Annotated in this window: 12 protein-coding genes and 1 tRNA gene; 11 read left to right on the top strand and 2 right to left on the bottom strand. The window is 64.7% G+C overall.

All coding sequences use genetic code 11. The features are described 5' to 3' along the window. Positions 1-303: 303 nt before the first annotated feature. The 11 genes from HH302_RS19695 to HH302_RS19645 all read left to right on the top strand — a co-directional run bounded on the left by HH302_RS19695 (position 304) and on the right by HH302_RS19645 (position 15,673). Complete coding sequence (locus HH302_RS19695) at positions 304-912, top strand: hypothetical protein (RefSeq protein ID WP_172204298.1); 609 nt, start codon at positions 304-306, stop codon at positions 910-912. A 61-nt stretch (positions 913-973) separates the two neighbouring features. Then, complete coding sequence (locus tag HH302_RS19690; protein WP_172204296.1) at positions 974-1,201, top strand: glycine zipper 2TM domain-containing protein; 228 nt, start codon at positions 974-976, stop codon at positions 1,199-1,201. A gap of 220 nt (positions 1,202-1,421) precedes the next feature. Beyond that, complete coding sequence (locus HH302_RS19685) at positions 1,422-1,583, top strand: DUF1328 domain-containing protein (protein ID WP_172204294.1); 162 nt, start codon at positions 1,422-1,424, stop codon at positions 1,581-1,583. A 44-nt stretch (positions 1,584-1,627) separates the two neighbouring features. Next, on the top strand, positions 1,628-1,954 hold the full coding sequence (locus HH302_RS19680) for a YqjD family protein (protein WP_172204292.1): 327 nt from the start codon (positions 1,628-1,630) through the stop codon (positions 1,952-1,954). Between the two features lie 170 nt (positions 1,955-2,124). Further along, positions 2,125-2,283 (top strand): DUF3309 domain-containing protein, encoded by a 159-nt coding sequence (locus HH302_RS19675; RefSeq protein WP_172204290.1) that lies wholly within the window; start codon positions 2,125-2,127, stop codon positions 2,281-2,283. 297 nt (positions 2,284-2,580) lie between these two features. Then, on the top strand, positions 2,581-2,862 hold the full coding sequence (locus tag HH302_RS19670) for a hypothetical protein (protein ID WP_172204288.1): 282 nt from the start codon (positions 2,581-2,583) through the stop codon (positions 2,860-2,862). 56 nt (positions 2,863-2,918) lie between these two features. After that, positions 2,919-3,203, top strand: a complete 285-nt coding sequence (locus HH302_RS19665) for a ferritin (RefSeq protein WP_172204286.1) — start codon at positions 2,919-2,921, stop codon at positions 3,201-3,203. A gap of 58 nt (positions 3,204-3,261) precedes the next feature. Then, the gene (locus HH302_RS19660; RefSeq protein ID WP_172204284.1) at positions 3,262-5,760 is read left to right on the top strand and encodes a bifunctional diguanylate cyclase/phosphodiesterase; all 2,499 of its coding nucleotides are present in this window, start codon (positions 3,262-3,264) and stop codon (positions 5,758-5,760) included. A 220-nt stretch (positions 5,761-5,980) separates the two neighbouring features. Next, positions 5,981-6,235 (top strand): GlsB/YeaQ/YmgE family stress response membrane protein, encoded by a 255-nt coding sequence (locus tag HH302_RS19655; RefSeq protein WP_172204281.1) that lies wholly within the window; start codon positions 5,981-5,983, stop codon positions 6,233-6,235. Positions 6,236-6,400: 165 nt separating this feature from the next. Beyond that, positions 6,401-6,715 (top strand): BON domain-containing protein, encoded by a 315-nt coding sequence (locus HH302_RS19650; protein ID WP_172204279.1) that lies wholly within the window; start codon positions 6,401-6,403, stop codon positions 6,713-6,715. Positions 6,716-6,853: 138 nt separating this feature from the next. Next, positions 6,854-15,673, top strand: a complete 8,820-nt coding sequence (locus HH302_RS19645; protein WP_253946244.1) for a glycoside hydrolase family 94 protein — start codon at positions 6,854-6,856, stop codon at positions 15,671-15,673. 208 nt (positions 15,674-15,881) lie between these two features. Here the strand turns inward: HH302_RS19645 and HH302_RS19640 are convergent. Continuing rightward, positions 15,882-15,972, bottom strand: a tRNA-Ser gene (locus HH302_RS19640). A 20-nt stretch (positions 15,973-15,992) separates the two neighbouring features. After that, entirely contained in the window at positions 15,993-18,059 is a 2,067-nt protein-coding gene (locus HH302_RS19635) for a sodium:solute symporter family protein (RefSeq protein WP_172204277.1), read from the bottom strand. Positions 18,060-18,078: the final 19 nt, after the last annotated feature.

Below are 18,078 nucleotides of genomic sequence, written 5' to 3'. Positions count from 1 at the left end.
GCTGTTGATGTAGCGCCTGCCTGCGGGCCGAAGTGCACCTTTGCCAGATTCAGATCCCAATGGCGGTTGGTCGCAGACCGCCCCCGCCACTGCTCCGGTTGCAGCCAGTTCAGGGTGCGTCAGCGAACAGACGCGCCCCACCCCAAGCCCTAGCCTCCATACATCCGAGTGCCGCCAAGGACAAGCTGACCCGGCGGGGCCGAGGCCCCATCTCTTCGGATCTGTCACGCGGCATCGGCCAACAAGGGCCTGCAATGCCAAGCCCGCGGAGCCGCACCCAACCCCAACACTTGAGGTCACACCATGAAGCACATCCATACCATCCTCGCCATGTCGTTCTTTCTTGCGTTCGCCCCGATCGGGCTTGCACAGGCCATGACCAAAACGGACTACCGAACCCAGCAAGACAAGATCGACGCCGACTACAAACTCGGTAAAGCGGCCTGCGCAAACATGTCTGGCCAGCAAAACAAGCTCTGCGTCGCCCAGGCAAAGGCTGCACAGAAGATCTCCGAGGCCGACCTCGAAGCGAGCTATACCCCCACTCGCAAAACCCACTACAACGCACGTGTCGCCAAGGCCGAAGCCGACTACTCCGTCGCCCGCGAGCGCTGCAACGACAAGGCGGATAACGCCAAGGATGTCTGCATCAAGGAAGCCAAGGCGGCTGAGACGAGCGCCAAGGCCGACGCGACCGTGCAGCTGAAGAGTTCTGACGCGGCAGCAACGGCTACGGAGAAGACAGCCGTAGCAAAGAGCGATGCGAAAACAGCTGCCGCTGATGCTCGCACCGACGCCACCGTAGAGAAGCGCGACGCGCGCTATGCCGTCGAGAAAGAGAAGTGCGATGCGATGGCCGGCGCAGCGAAGGACCGTTGTCTCGCCCAAGCAAAATCGACGTTCGGCAAATAAGCCTCCGCATGGCCGGTGCGCCGCACCGGCCATCGACAGCGCATAAGGACAAGGTCACATCATGAGAGTCAATCGAAGTAATACCCGCTACGCATTGGCCATTGCGCTGATCGTAGGCGTCACCGGCTGTGCCGGCATGTCACGCCAGGACAAGGGAACGCTGATCGGCGCCGGCGCCGGCGCGGTGGGCGGATCGGTACTCACCGGAGGCAGCCCAGTCGGCACGATCGGCGGGGCCGCCGTGGGCGGCATCATCGGGCACGAAATCGAGAAGCCCGCCAAGAAGTGAATCGAGACACGCGCTGAGCGCCGTCCAACCGAACAAAGAGCCGCCACCTGTGTGCGGTGCCGAACAGACGTCCGATACGCCTTGGCACACGATTCACATTGAAGAGCCGGCTCGCAGACGCACCGCACTGCAGACGTGGGGCCTAACAGCCTGACGACACTGCGAGCGGGTTCTTCACCGAGCACACCTCCGGGCACCGCGCCCTGCATGGGAGGCCGTCATGTTGAGATGGGCCCTGATCTTCTTTCTGGTTTCAATCGTCGCTGCGGTTTTCGGTTTCACCGGCGTTGCCGCGGGCACCGCTGAGATCGCGCGAATCCTCTTCTACATCTTCGTAGTCATCTTCGTCGTAACCCTGCTCTTCGGGCTCGGCCGTGGCTAGCCCCGCGCCGCACGCGAATCAAACCGACAAACCAAGGAGACACCATGAACACCGAACTGAATCCAGTGACCGGCATCGGCAGCAAGGATCGACTGGCGGTTGACCTGAAACATGTCGTCGCCGACACGAGCGGCCTGATCCAGGAAATCGCTGCGGCGACGGCCAGCGATCTGGCGCAAGTTCAGACGAAGGTTGCGCAGTCCTTCGACGACGCAAAGACCTACGCCATCAACAGCAAGGGTGCGCTGGGCGAGAAGGTGCGTGGCGCAGCGATCGCAACCGATGGCTATGTGCGGACCAACCCATGGAAGACCGTCGGTGCAACCGCCCTGGCGGGACTCGTCATCGGGTTCATGTTCAGCCGTCGCTGACGACCACCACCAAGGGCGCGTGCAGTCTCAGGACGATTCGGTGCGCGCCCGCCACCAAGCCCGCTGCCCGCCCCTTCCCCCCACCGACACAGGAACGCCCGCGCGTCTGCCGAGGGCACTTGCCCCGCCCCCGCGGCTGGCTCGCCATGTCGCCATACCAGGAGGCCACCATGAGCCTTGGAACACTGCTACTGATCGTGCTGATCGTTCTTCTGATCGGCGCGATACCCACGTGGCCTCACAGCCGCAGTTGGGGCTATCTGCCAAGCGGCGGGCTGGGCCTGGTGGTGGTCGTCATCATCGCGCTGCTGTTGATGGGCCGACTATGAAAAGCGCCCCGCCACGCGTACCGACTGATCGGTCGCCCCCGTGCTTGGCACCCACTCGCGGGTGGGTGTCATTGGTCCCTACGACCAACCAGAGAGGCAATACACCGTGTTCATCGTAAGAGACTTGCTGCTCCCACTCTCGCTGCTGACGGCCTTTGCGGCGGTGAACGTCTTTCTGACCTTACTACTGCGCCGCTACGGTCATCCGGCGTTGGCGACCGTCGCCGTCGAATACGCTGCGGCCAAGCCGACAGGAGACCGGAACAAGGGCCAGCCTCCACCAGCGCCGGCACCAGCATGCTGAAAGCAAACGCGACCATCCTGCATGTGCGCGAACCTGCTCACGCTTGTGTCGTAAGCCGAGTTCAAGCGGCACATCTGGCGCCCGGCCACCGCTGCCCGCTCTGCGCGAGCCCGATCTACCGAATCCGACGAAGGGTGCTCGACCGGCTGCTGAGTTGGTTCACGCCGGTCCATCGGTACCAGTGCAGCGCCATGCACTGCCGCTGGGAGGGCAACCTGCTCGAACAACAGACCACTGCCAACGCGCCGCAAGCAGGCGCGCCTCTGAAAAACTGAACCGCCTGCAGCGAAAGCCCAGGATGCGCCCGCTACGGGTACGAAAGGTGCAAACGATGTCGACCATGGGTTATCAGGAGCCGGTTCACGAATTACCGCATGAAGCGCGCGACATGCACCGTGCGCTCATTTCGCTCGCCGAGGAGCTGGAGGCGATCGACGCCTACAACCAGCGCGCAAATGCCTGTCATGACGAGGCGCTGAGATCGATCCTGGAGCACAACCGCGACGACGAGAAGGAACACGCTGCAATGCTGCTCGAATGGATACGGCGCACCGACGACACCTTTGGCACCCAGGTGCGCAAGTTTCTCGCTGCCAACGGCAGCGTAGCCGACTGATGAGTATCGCCGCCCGCATCGTCGAATTCAATCCCCGCACTCAGGATCAGTGATGCGCATGACACCACCGCCAACCAAACTCCTCCTCGTTGAAGCGGACCGCCTGGTCGCCGAACGGGTAACGCATGCGCTGTCCGCCTCGGGCGATGGCATGTTCCGCGTGCGATGGGTAACGCGCCTCGCCGATGCGCTCGACTGGTTGCACCGGCACGCCGAATCAAGCGTGCTGCTGAACCTGAGCCTGCCCGATCAGCAAGGCCTCGCGGTCTTTCTGCAGGTGAGCGAAGCGGCGCCTGACGCCGCGATACTCGTGCTGAGTTCCGGTAGCGATGACGCACTCGCGCGCGAAGCGGTCGCGCTCGGCGCGCAAGGCTATATCTCGACCGAGAGTTTCGACGCCAGCGCCCTCCCCCTGCTCTGTACGCATGTGATCGAGACGCAAGCCGCCAAGCACGCGTTGATGGATAGTGAAGCGCGCTTTCGCGCGATCAGCGATGCATCGCCGCTGGGGATACTGGTGGCCGATTCGGAAGACCGCTGCGTCTATGCCAATGCGGTGTACCACGCCATCGTAGGCAAAGGCCCGGCCGCTGCGGTGGGCTCGTCGTGGTTCGGCACCGTCCATGCGGGCGACCAGAAACGGGTGCGCTCGGAATGGCGACACGCGATTCATCACGACCAGCGGTTTCAATCGGAATTGCGCTTCAGCCGCCCCGGCGAACCAGAGCTCTGGGTGCGGGTGCACAGTGCCGCGCTGCCCGGTCGCCACGCCCCGCGTGGCCATGTGCTGACCTTCGAGGACATTACCGGCCGCAAGGCGAACGAGGCGGTGCTACGTGCCGCGGAGGACGCGCTGTTCGACGAGAAGGAGCGCGCCCAGGTCACGCTCAATTCGATCGGCGACGCAGTGCTTGCCACCGATGTGGAGGGTAACGTCAGCTACCTCAACATCGTGGCGGAACGGCTTACTGGCTGGCCTAAAGCCGAGGCGCAGGGACGCCCCTTGGGCGAAGTGTTCCGCACCATCGACGGTGAAGACCGGACCGAAGCGGAAAACCCCGCACTGATGGCGATACGGGAGAACCGCACGGTTGCCCTGGCGGCCGGCAGCATGCTGGTCCGGCGCGACGGTTCCGAGGCTGCGATCGAAGATTCCGCGGCGCCGATCCACAACCGCGCCGGCAAGGTCGTCGGCGCAGTCATCGTGTTTCACGACGTCAGCGAATCGCGGGCGATGACGCTGAAGATGGCGCACCTCGCGCAGCACGACTTCCTGACGGATCTGCCCAATCGCGTGCTCCTGACCGAACGCCTGTCGCAGGCGATCCGCTTCGCGGTACGGCACCGCAAGCAGGCCGCATTGCTTTTCCTCGATCTCGACTACTTCAAGCACATCAACGATTCGCTCGGTCACACCGTCGGCGATCAACTGCTCAAATCCGTTGCCGACCGTCTGCGCACATGCGTGCGGGCGACAGACACGGTGTGCCGCCAGGGCGGCGACGAGTTCGTGATCCTGCTTGCCGAGATCGAGCGCCGGGACGATGCGGCGCAGATATCCGACAAGATCCTCGCTGCCTTTGGGCCCCCGCACCACATCGGTGGCCACGAGCTTCATGTCACCTTGAGCATCGGCATCAGCGTGTATCCCGACGACGCACCGACCCTCGATTCCATGTTGCAGAACGCGGATGCCGCGATGTATCACGCAAAGGCATCCGGTCGAAACAACTACCAGTTTTTCAAGGCGAACATGCATGCCGAGGCGGGCCACCGGATGTTCGTGGAAAACGGCCTGCGCCGTGCGTTGAAGCGCGGTGAGTTCGTGCTGCACTATCAGCCCAAGGTCGATATCGCCTCGGGCGCGATGACCGGTGCCGAGGCCCTGCTGCGTTGGCATGAACCGACACTGGGCTTGATTGGTCCCGCCCAGTTCATACCGATTGCAGAGCAGTGCGGGCTGATCGTACCGATCGGCCGCTGGGTATTGCGACAGGCCTGCGAACAGGTGATGAGCTGGCAGCGCGCGGGCCTCGCGGTAGTGCCCGTGTCGGTAAACATCTCGGCGCTGGAGTTCCGGCATCCGCTCTTCATCGACGAGGTTTCCAAGATCCTCACAGAGACCGGGATCGACCCAAGCCATCTTGAGCTTGAACTGACCGAAAGCGTGCTGATGCACGACGCCGAGAGTTCGGCCACCGCGCTTGAAGCGCTCAAACGCATGGGCATACAACTGGCCATCGACGATTTTGGTACCGGCTATTCCAGCCTCAGCTACCTGAGGCGCTTTCCGATCAACACGCTGAAGATCGATCAATCCTTCGTGCGCGACATCGAGACCGATGTCGACAACGCCACCATCGTCGGCGCGGTGATCGGCATGGGGCGCAACCTCAAGCAGCGCGTGATTGCAGAGGGCGTTGAAACGGCACTACAGCTGTCGTTCCTCCGCCGCGAACACTGCGACGAAGGCCAAGGCTTCCTGTTCAGCTATCCCTTGCTGCCGGATGCGCTCGCACGGCTGCTGAAGATGCCGCACGCAGCAGTCGTCGCCTGACACCGCTTCGCGCTGGCTTGGCGCCGCCGGCCTTATTCACTGCGGGGCGACAACGCCAACAGCATATTTGTCCCCGCCCAATGTACGGCAGCGCACCGACGCCCGGGCGCCGACCCGCTACGCTGCACCTGAGGTTTCCGCCAGGTGATCGGGCAGCGTTGAACAGTTTCACTCAACGTGCCGGGAGCACTCCGGATCGCCCGCCTCATTGGAGGCACTCATGTCACTACTTGGATGGATCGTCATCGGCCTGGTCATCGGCTTCTTCGCCAGCATGCGCATGCACAGCTCGGAGCGCACGACCCTGATCGACGTTGGCATCGGCACCATCGGCGCCGTCATGGGCGGCAGCATCATCACCACCTTCGGCCACAACGACGTTGCCGGCATCAACCTGCCGAGCCAAGTGCTCGCCGTCGTCGGCGCTGCAGCCCTGCTGCTCGCCTACCACGCAACCTTTCGCGTGGTTCGCTAATGCTCGCGGACCTCGCACTCCAACGCGCAGCGGAGTTGCGTCGGCACGCCGCGCGTGCCCGCAAGAACCGCGACGCGAACACGTAGCGCCGAGCGTGCGACTGCAAAACGCCGTCGCCGCCTCAGCGCTGCGCCCCATCGCTATACGAATTTCAGGAGTTCCATCATGGGCAAGACACGTCACTACCTCTCCAGCATCCTCATCGCCGCATCGTTGTTCTCGGTCGTCGGCTGTGCTTCGACCGCCCGGAATGAAGGCACCGGCGAATACGTCGACGACACCGTCATCACGAGCAAGGTCAAGGGCGCAATCTTCAACGAGCCGAGTCTCAAGTCGGCCGAGATCAATGTCGAGACCTTCAAGGGGGTCGTTCAGCTCAGCGGCTTCGTAACGTCGCAGAGCGCCATCAACAAGGCCATCGAAGTCACCCGCGGTGTTGGTGGTGTGAAGTCGGTGAAGGACGACATGCGTATCAAGTGAGAAACGGCTTGCCCATGATCGCCCCCGCGGCACCGCCGCGGGGGCGACCGACAGTGTGCACACCCAGCCCCCCAACCCCCGCACGTTTCGCTGCGCCAACGCGATCGGCCCCCTTCCGCCGCAACAAGGGCCTCTGACATGCCCAAGGAAAACGGCTTCATCTCCGACCTGTTCTGGACGCCGCTCCGCGCATCACTGCGCGGCTTGATGCGGCACCGTGAGGTTCGCACCGACGAGCCGCCGCTGCGCGCCGAGTTGTTCAGCGCCAAACAGATGGCGCAACACGGCAAGCGGCTAGCCGCCATGCATGCGGTGGTACACGCGCACGACGCCGATCACCTTTTGCTGCGTTTGGCTGACAACGAGCGCATGCTCATCGAAGTCTGCCGAACGCTCAACGACAGCCCAGCGGGAAGCCGTCGCTTCACGCCAGCGGGCGAGTGGCTGCTCGACAACTTCTACCTGATCGAAGAGCAGATTCGCAACGCAAAACGGCATCTACCGAAGGGCTACAGCCGCGGCTTGCCTCGACTGAAGGCCACCTACGGGCCTGCCCTGCCACGCGTCTATGACATCGCGCTGGAGATCGTTTCGCATGGCGATGGCCGTATCGATCCGCATGGGCTGAGCCAGTTCGTTTCCGCCTACCAGACCGTCACGCCCTTGCGGCTGGGCGAGTTGTGGGCGACGCCGATCATGCTGCGCCTGGCGGTGATCGAGAACCTGCGGCGCGTCGCAATCCGTATCGAGAGCAGTTGGTCAGACCGAAAGCTGGCGGGCGCCTGGGCTGACCAGATGACCACCGCCGTGGAGTCAGACCCGAAGAGCCTGATTCTGGTGATCGCGGACATGGCGCGATCCAACCCACCGATGACCACCGCCTTCGTCGCCGAGCTCGCGCGACGCTTGCAGGGCCGGGGCCCTTCCCTCGCACTGCCGCTGACCTGGATCGAACAGCATCTTGCGGAAGCTGCGCTGACGATTGAACAGCAGGTTCAGGCCGAGAACCAGCAACAGGCGGCGGATCAGGTATCGATCAGCAACAGCATTGGCAGCCTGCGCGTGATCGGCGCGATCGAATGGCGTGAGTTCGTCGAGGCGCACAGCATCGTTGAAGAGACGCTGCGCGAAGACCCGGACGGCCACTATGCCCGCATGGACTTCGCCACCCGCGATCGCTATCGCCACGTGACCGAAGACCTGGCCAAACACGGGCCGCTGAGCGAGGGTGAGGTGGCACGCGCGGCGGTCACGCTGGCTCAGGCGCGAGCCACCGCAGCATCCGCCGCGGATACACCAGCCCGCCACGTCGGCTACTACCTGATCGGCGATGGCCGCATCGAGCTTGAGCGCGTGGCTCAGGTGAGGCCGCCCTTGCTCACGCGCGTGTCGCGCGCAGCGGGCCGATCGCCGCTGCTGCTCTATCTGGGCGCGATCGTGCTCATCACCCTGGGCGTCAATACCGCGCTGCTCGCACAGGCGCGCTCGCCCCTGCTGGAGCCCTGGACGCTGCTTGTGATCGGCATCACATCCTTGCTCGCGGCCAGTCGGCTGGGCGTGGCCATGGTGAACTGGCTGACGAGCCTGATGGTGAAGCCACAGCTGCTGCCGAAAATGGACTTCTCGACCGGCCTGCCGGCAGAGATGCGCACCCTGGTCGTGGTGCCCACGATGCTGACGTCGCAGGCGGGGCTCGCCGCCCTGATCGAAGCCCTGGAAATCCGCTACCTCGCCAATCAGGATCCGAACCTTCACTTCGGCCTTCTGACCGACTTCTGCGACGCGCCGACCGAGACGCTGCCGGGCGATGCCGCCCTGCTGCTGGCAGCCAAACGCCAGGTCGACGCGCTCAATCAAAAATACCCCGGCGCACCCGGCGAAGACCGCTTCTGCCTGTTCCATCGCCCACGGTTATGGAACGCCCACGACCATATCTGGATGGGCTTCGAACGCAAACGCGGCAAGCTGGCCGATCTGAACAAGCTGCTCCGCGGCGCAGCGCCCGGGGCCTTCTCGCTGATCGTGGGCCAGTTCGGTCCGCTTGGCGGCGTGAAGTACGTGATCACGCTGGACACCGACACGCTGCTGCCGCGCGATAGCGCCCGCCAGTTGATCGGCACCATGGCGCACCCGCTCAACCGGCCGCATTTCGACGCAACCCTCGGTCGCGTCGTATCCGGCTACGGCATCCTGCAACCGCGGGTAGCCAGTACCCTGCCGGGCAACAATCGTTCGCGCTATGCGCACATGGCGGGCGGCGTGCCAGGCATCGACCCCTACACACGCGCGGTGTCCGACGTGTACCAGGATCTGTTCGGCGAGGGCTCGTTCACCGGCAAGGGCATCTACGACGTCGATGCCTTCGAACAGGCTCTGGGCGACTGCATGCCCGACAACCGCATCCTCAGCCACGACCTGCTTGAAGGCTGTTATGCGCGCGCCGGGCTGCTGAGCGACGTGCTGCTGTACGAGGACTATCCGTCGAGCTACCGGGCCGATGTGCGGCGCCGGCATCGCTGGGTCCGCGGCGATTGGCAATTGTTCGGCTGGCTGCTGCGCCGGGCCCCTGCGGCAAGCCCAGCCGCAACGCGGCCGCGCAACCCGCTCTCGCGGCTCTCGCATTGGAAGCTGCTCGACAACCTTCGCCGCAGCCTGGTGCCGAGCGCGCTGGTGGCGATGTTGCTGATCGACTGGGTACTGCTTGCGTCGCCCGGCTACTGGACGCTCGCGGTGCTCGCCATCCTGAGCCTGCCCACCTTGTGTGCGGCGCTCGTCGCGCTGCTCAACAAGCCGGCCGAGGTGTTGCCACACCAGCACCTGGCAAGCGCTGCCCAGGCGCTCACACGCCGCATCGCACAGCTGATCTTCGAGCTGGCGTGCTTGCCGCATGAGGCCTTCTACACCCTTGGCGCGATCCTGCGGACCACCTGGCGCCTGATGCGGCGGCGCGGGCACATGCTGGAGTGGAACGCATCGAGCGACGTGGAACACAAGGCCGCGACCGAGAACCTCGACGGGCTTCCCGCCACGCTGCGCATGATGGCGGCAGCACCGCTGCTCGCCGGCATCGTTGCAATCGGCCTCGCAACCTACGCGCCGGCAAGGCTGATGCTGGCGGCGCCGATTCTCGCGCTGTGGCTTTGTGCCCCACTGATCGCATGGTGGGTGAGCCAGCTGCGGCATGAACACGTTCAGCCCCTGTCGGCGGTGCAAACGCGCTTCCTGCGCGTTATCGCCCGCAAGACCTGGGCGTTCTTCGAGCGCTTCGTCGGGCCGGACGATCACTGGCTGCCGCCCGACAACTGCCAGCACTACCGCGCAGCCGCAATCGCGCACCGTACCTCGCCAACCAACATCGGGCTCGCATTGCTGGCGAATCTGAGCGCCTTTGATTTCGGCTATATCCAGGGCGGACGCCTGCTCGAACGATGCGCGGCGACGCTGGCGACAATGGGGCAACTGGAACGCTACCGCGGCCACTTCTACAACTGGTACGACACGCAAACATTGCAGCCGCTCAATCCGCGCTACGTCTCGACGGTTGATAGCGGCAACCTCGCAGGTCACCTGCTGGTGCTCCGCGCCGGCCTGCTCAAGCTCGATCTGGAGCTGATTGCCGGGCCACAGCGCCTGGAGGGCTTACGTGACACCCTTGGCGTCGCCGCCGAGGCCGCGACCGGCCCGCTCTCTTCACAGCTCGCGGCAATGGATCAGCGGATTGCGGCAGTGATCGCAGCGCGAACCGATTCGCTGGAACCCTTCCATTGCGTACTGGAAGCGATCGTATCCGACGCCGAGCGCATCTTCGAAGGCGCAGCGCCGACCAACCCATCAGAGGCTCCCAGCCTGTGGGTGGACGCCCCGCTGGCCGCGCCGGGCGGCAACGCGCTGCGTACCCTCTGCGATGCGTGCCGCGAGCTGGCTGCGGAGCTGACCGAGCTCGCCCCGTGGCTACTGCTCCCGCCCGCCCCGGCCGGGCTCCAGGCGCCGCTGCGCAGCATCAAGGCGATTGCAGAAGCGCGAAGCATCAGCGACATCGCGCGGCTTGAATCGATGGCGGGCCCATCGATCTACGCCTGGCTTGCACGCGTAAGCGCCCCCGACGAGCGGGCCTGGCTCACGCAGCTTGCTGCGTCGATCGTGCTGGGGAGCCAGCGTGCGCACGCGCGGCAAACGCTCGCTGCCGATCTGGCACGCAAGGCCGAACAAATGGCCGAGATGGACTACGAGTTCCTCTACGACGCAAGCCGGCATCTGCTGTGCATCGGCTACAACGTTGCCGACCGGCGCCCGGACGCCAGCTACTACGACCTGCTCGCCTCGGAAGCACGCCTCGGATGCTTCGTCGCGATCGCGCAAGGCCGCATCCCGCAGAAGAGCTGGTTCGCACTCGGTCGCCTGCTCACCGGCATTGGCGCCGCACCGGTTCTGCTGTCGTGGAGCGGATCGATGTTCGAGTATCTGATGCCATTGCTGGTGATGCCCAGCTACGACAACTGCCTGCTCGACCAGACCTGCAAGGCCGCAGTGGCCCGCCAGATCGAATACGGCAAACAGCGTGGCGTGCCATGGGGCATATCGGAGTCCGGCTACAACACCGTCGATGTGCAGCTCAACTACCAGTACCGTGCGTTCGGTGTGCCCGGCCTGGGCCTCAAGCGCGGCCTTGCGGACGATCTCGTGATCGCGCCCTACGCCTCGGTGATGGCACTGATGGTGGCGCCAGAACCCGCCTGCCGCAACCTGCAGCGCTTGGCGAGCGAGGGCTTCGTCGGCGAATTCGGCCTATTCGAGGCAATCGACTACACACCGGTGCGGCAGCGTCGCGGCCAGACCAAGGTGGCAATCAAAGCCTTCATGGCGCACCACCAGGGCATGAGCCTGCTCTCGCTTGCTTACCTGTTGCTCGGCCGACCAATGCAGCGGCGCTTCGAGGCCGAACCACTGTTCCAGGCAGTGCTGCTACTGCTGCAGGAACGCATTCCGCCCCCGACCGAGCGCTTCGTGATGCGGACACTGCCCTTCGACACCGGCGGTTCGGATCCGGTTACCGAACTGCCGCTGCGCACCTACCCAGGCGTGCTGACGGCTACGCCGGAAGTGCAGTTGTTATCCAACGGCCGCTACCACGTGATGGTGACCAACGCGGGGGGTGGCTACAGCCTTTGGCGCGACATCGCGGTGACACGCTGGCGCGAGGATGGCACGCGCGACAACTGGGGCAGCTTCTGTTACCTGCTCGATGTGGCCAGCGGCGAGTTCTGGTCCAACACCTACCAGCCGACGCTCGCGGTGCCGACTCGCTATGAAGCAAGCTTCTCCGAAGGCCGTGCTGAGTTCCGCCGACACGACGAGCTGGATGGCGGGCGGGCGGCATTCGACACGCAGACCGAGATCGTCGTCTCGCCGGAAGATGACATTGAATTGCGGCGAATCCGCATCACCAATCGTGGCCGTCGCAGCCGCGATGTGGAGATCACCAGCTACGCAGAAGTCGTCATCGCGTCCGCCGCCGCAGATGCCATGCACCCGGCGTTCAGCAATCTGTTCGTGCAGACCGAGATCCTGCCTGGGCGCAGCGCGATCCTGTGTTCGCGCAGGCCTCGGGCAGCCGACGAAGCGGTGCCGTGGATGCTGCATGCCATGACGGTGCACGGTGCAAAGACCAACGAGGTGTCGTGCGAGACCGATCGGGCCCGCTTCATCGGCCGCTGCCGCAGCACCGCATCGCCGCTCGCGATGAGCGAGGCCAACGCGCTTTCGGGCACCGCGGGCTCGGTGCTCGACCCGATCGTTGCGGTGCGTTACCGGATCACGCTCGAACCCGAACAGTCGGTGGTTGTCGACATCGTGACCGGCATGGCAGAGACCCGCGCTGCGGCGCTGACTCTGGTCGAGAAGTACCGCGATCGCCACCTCGCCGACCGCGTCTTCGAACTTGCCTGGACCCACAGCCAGGTCGTGCTGCGGCAGCTCAACGCCAACGAGAGCGAAGCGCAGTTGTATGCCCGCCTCGCAGGCGCCGTCATCCACGCCGAGGCGCGCCTGCGCGCCGACCCGTCGGTGATGCTGCGCAACCGGCGCGGTCAGTCGGGGCTTTGGGGCTATGCGGTGTCGGGCGACCTGCCGATCGTGTTGCTGCAGATTGGCGACGCAGCGAACATCGGCCTCGTGCAGCAATTGATCCAGGCGCACGCGTACTGGCGGCTCAAGGGCCTGCAGGTTGATCTGGTGATCTGGAACGAAGACCACGCTGGGTACCGCCAACGCCTGCAGGAACAGATCATCGGCCTGATTGCTTCGGGCATTGGCGCCAGCCTGCTCGATCGCCCCGGCGGCATCTTCGTGCGCCCTGCCGAACAGATTTCGAACGAAGACCGCACGCTCTTCCAATCCGTCGCACGCGTCATCCTCAGCGACAGTCGTGGCACGCTCGAAGAGCAGCTCGATCAGCGCCCGCCGCGCGAACCACGCCCCGCGCAGTTTGTCGCCGCTCGCCAGGATCGCCCCGCCCCTGCCGCCACACCGACAGCCGCCGACCGCAATCTGCTGATGTTCAACGGCCGCGGCGGCTACACGCAAGACGGGCGCGAGTACGTGATCCTGCTGGCACCGGGCGAGACCACGCCGGCCCCTTGGGTCAACGTGCTGGCGAATCCAGCATTTGGCACGGTGATATCGGAAACCGGCGGCGCCTACACCTGGGTCGAGAATGCGCACGAGATGCGCCTCACGCCTTGGCATAACGACCCGGTGTGTGACCCAAGCGGCGAGGCGATCTACCTGCGCGACGAAGAGAGCGGCCACGTCTGGTCGCCCACACCGCAGCCCGCCCATGCCGCCATGCCTTGCGTGGTGCGCCACGGATTCGGTTACAGCGTGTTCGAGAAACACTCGGGCGGCATCCACTCCGAGCTGTGCGTATTCGTCGCGACCGATGCGCCGGTGAAGTTCTCGGTGCTTCGCGTACGCAACGACTCTGGACGCGCCTGTCGCTTATCCGCAACGGGTTACGTCGAATGGGTGTTGGGCGATCTGCGCGCGCGTTCGGCAATGCACGTCAGCACCGAAGTTGCCGCGCAGAGCGGCGCTCTTTATGCGCGCAACCCATACAGCGCGGAGTTTGGCTCGCGCGTGGCGTTCTTCGATGTGGACGACCCGACCCGCAACCTCACCGGCGATCGCAACGAGTTCATCGGCCGCAACCGCACGCTCGAACGCCCCGCTGCGATGGAGCGCGTGCGACTCTCCGGCAAGGTCGGCGCAGCGCTCGACCCCTGCGCCGCAATCCAGGTGTGTTTCGAGCTGGCAGAAGACGAAGAGCGCGTGATCGTATTCAGGCTTGGTGTCGGCCGCGATGCCGACGATGCCGCAGCGCTGGTCAGGCGCTTCCGCGGCACGCAAGCCGCGGATGAAGCGCTCGACGCGGTACACCGGCAGTGGCGCCAGAGCCTGGGCGCCGTGCAGATTGAAACGCCCGACCCGGCCATCAACGTGCTTGCAAACGGCTGGCTGCTGTACCAGACGCTCGCCTGCCGCCTGTGGGCGCGCAGCGGTTACTACCAGTCCGGTGGCGCATTCGGCTTCCGCGACCAACTGCAGGATGTGATGGCCCTGGTGCACGCCGAGCCCGATCTGGTTCGGGCGCATCTTCTGCTGTGCGCCAGCCGGCAATTCGAAGAAGGCGATGTGCAACACTGGTGGCATCCGCCTGCAGGGCGTGGCGTGCGCACGCATTGTTCGGACGATTACCTCTGGCTGCCGCTGGCGGTCGCCCGCTACGTCCAATGCACCGGCGACACGGGTGTGCTTGACGTTGAAGTCACCGGCCTGGAGGGGCGTCCGGTCAGTCCGTCCGACGAGGCGTACTTCGATCTGCCGAGCCGGGCCACCACGTCAGCCACCCTCTATCAGCACTGCCTTCGCGCGATCGACCACGGCCTGCGTTTCGGACGGCATGGCCTGCCGCTGATCGGATCGGGCGATTGGAACGACGGCATGAACCTGGTCGGTGCCGGCGGCGAAGGTGAGAGTGTCTGGCTCGGATTCTTCCTATGCGAGGTGTTGCAGCAGTTCGCGCGCATTGCAGCGGACCATGCCGACCCAGCCAGTGCAGCCCGTTTCACGGCCCAGCGCACGCAATTGCAAACGCAGCTCGAACAGCACGGCTGGGACGGCCACTGGTATCGCCGCGCCTACTTCGACGACGGCAGCCCGCTTGGCTCAGCAAGCAACGAGGAATGCCAGATCGACTCGATCGCGCAAAGCTGGTCGGTGTTGTCGCACACCGCGGCCCCAACACGCGCCGCCGATGCCATGGAAGCCTTGCTCCGCCGCCTCGTCCGCCAGGACGACGGCCTGGTCCAATTGCTTGACCCTCCCTTCGACCACTCACCGATGAACCCCGGCTATATCCGCGGCTATGTGCCGGGCGTGCGCGAGAACGGCGGCCAGTACACCCATGGCGCCATCTGGGCAGCCATGGCCTTTGCGGAACTGGGTGACAGCGAGCGGGCATGGGCGCTGACCAATCTCATCAACCCGGCGCAGCACAGCCGCACCGCAGAAGACATCGCGCGCTACCGCGTCGAGCCCTACGTCATGGCCGCCGACGTTTACGGCAGCCCGCCCCATGTGGGCCGTGGCGGCTGGACCTGGTACACCGGCTCCGCCGGGTGGATGTATCGGCTGATCACCGAATCCCTGCTTGGACTGCACCGTACCGGCGACACCCTGCACTTCGAACCATGCATGCCGAAGTCGTGGCCAGGCTGCAGCCTGACCTACCGATACCGCGACACCCGCTATTTGATCACCCTGGTCAACGCCATCGCCAGCGTTGAGGACACCGCGGTCGACAGCGCCACGGACTCAACCGCCCGCCCCCGCACGGAGATCAAGCTCACTGACGACGGACTCCCGCACCACTTTGACATAGCCGCCATTGCCAAACTCTGACGCCCCATCGCGCCACGGGACCGTCAAACAGGGCGGCACGTCATCACCGCCATGACCGGAACGGCGAATCGACCAGAGTCGCCATTCGTGGCGCAGATCCGCCCGAATGCGGGCTCAGGGCCAAGCACTCAAAGTGTTTTCTTAGAGTCGGGCTGGATGTTGGGAGCAACAAAAAAGCGCCCCGGAAGGCGCTTGATTGCTTGTGTCTTGGCGGAGAGGGCGGGATTCGAACCCGCGTTAGGTTATTCACCTAAACACGCTTTCCAGGCGTGCGACTTAAACCACTCATCCACCTCTCCGTGGTGAGCCGGCGAATATATCAGAAAGTGGCGCGATTATCCAAGTCCGATGTATTGGCGCCGGCGGCGGATTTTGGGCGCGGGGTCCGGAGCGAGAGGACCAGTGAGCGCGCAGCTTCGCTGGGTTTCGGGGTGACGAGGCTGACCAGCACGATGGTGATGAAGCCGGAAACGACGCCAAAGATGCCGCTGGCGATCGGATGAATGCCCCACCACGCGTTGGCCATGGACCCGCCGAAGAAGGGGTGTGTGAGCACCGCATAAGACAAGGTGGTCGCCAATCCGGCCGCCATGCCGGCAATGGCGCCCCACTTGTTGGCACGCTCCCAGAAGATGCCGAGCACAAGCGCGGGGAAGAAGCCGGCCGCGGCGATCGAGAACGCGAAACCAACGGTAAACACGATGCTGTCCGGGCGCTGCGAAGCCAGCCATGCGGCGAGAAAGGCCACCAACAGCAGGGTCGTTTTCGAGATGACCAGACGCCGGGGCGTTGAGGCGCGCGGGTTGATCATACGGAAGTACACGTCGTGCGAGAGCGCGCTCGAAATCGTCAGCAGCAGTCCATCGGCCGTTGAAAGTGCGGCGGCCAGCCCGCCCGCGGCGACGAGCCCGGAAATGACGTAGGGAAGCCCCGCGATTTCGGGCAGCGCAAGCAGGATCACGTCCGGATTGAGCGTGAGCTCGGCAAGTTGCAGCACACCGTCGTGGTTGAGATCTTCGATCTTGACGAGCCCGACCTTGCCCCAGGATGCCACCCAGGCCGGCAACTCCGCGATCGGAGAGCCAACGATGCGGGTATAGATCTCCCACTTGGCGAAGACTGCATAAGCCGGCGCAGTCAGGTAGAGCAGCAAGATGAAGAACAGCGACCAGAACACCGATCGCCGCGCGGACGCCACGCCCGGCGTGGTGTAGTAGCGCGCCAGGATGTGCGGCATGCCGGCGGTGCCGACCATCAGGACGAACACCAGCGCGAGGAAGTTGTTGCGGGCGTCGGTTGTCTCCTGCCCGGTTGTGCCCGCGTGGGGTTGCGCGTGCGGCAAGGGCGGGCGCGCACGGGCCAGTTCGTCACTACGCGCACGCGACCACTGACTGTGCGCATCAAGCGTGTTGGCCGGCATCTCCCGCAGCTGGCGTTGCACGACAGCGATTTCCCGGGCAGCGGCATTCGGCTGCGAGCGCAGCGCATCAAGCCGCGCCTCAGCCAATTCGCGCGCCTGAACCAGTGAGCCCGGCAGCGCGGCAGTCTGGGCCTCGAGCGCTGCCGCGCGCGCCACGCGCAGCTCACGCACCTCCATCTCGTGTGGGTCCGTAGCGAGCCGCTGCTCGACCTTCGTGAGGTCATGCAGCACCTTGCCGTACATGATTTGCGGCGCCGGGATACCGGTCACGGTCCAGGACAGGATGAACACCGGCGCGAGATAGGCGACGATCAGCACCGCATACTGCGTGACCTGCGTCCAGGTCACCGCGCGCATGCCGCCCATGAAGGAGCACACCAGCACGCCGGCCAACCCCACGAACACACCAATCTCAAACCGGATGCCGGCAAAGCGGCTGGTGATGAGGCCGACGCCGTAGATCTGCGCCACCACATAGACGAAGCTCGCCAGCACCACCGCCGCCACGCCGATGAAGCGCGGCAGGTTGCCCTCGTAACGGGCGCCGAGAAAATCGGGAATCGTGAAGGCGCCAAAACGGCGCAAGAAGGGTGCGAGCAGCAAGGCTACCAAGACGTAGCCACCTGTCCAGCCCATCACGAAGGCGAGCCCGTCGAAGCCCGAGAAGTACAAGGTACCCGCCATGCCGATGAAGCTGGCGGCGCTCATCCAGTCCGCAGCAGTCGCCATGCCGTTGAACACAGCCGGGATGCGGCGACCCGCAACGTAGTATTCGACGACATCCGAGGTACGGCTCGCCACGCCGATCGCGGCGTACAACACGATCGTAGCCAGCAGGAAGGTGTAGCCGATCCAGCGCGGCGGCAGCCCCGCGCGTTCCGCCCCCGCGAGGAATGCCAGAAAGCCGAGCAGTCCCAGCAGGTACATCAGGTAGAGCTTGGTAAGGCGCTGGCTGTAGGGATCCATGACGAGCGCTCAGGTGCCG

Origin of the sequence: Niveibacterium sp. COAC-50, from assembly GCF_013184235.1 — a bacterium.
GTDB classification, from domain to species: domain Bacteria; phylum Pseudomonadota; class Gammaproteobacteria; order Burkholderiales; family Rhodocyclaceae; genus Niveibacterium; species Niveibacterium microcysteis.
Note: the sequence above shows the minus strand (reverse complement) of the source record. Positions and strands in the feature narration are given on the sequence as shown.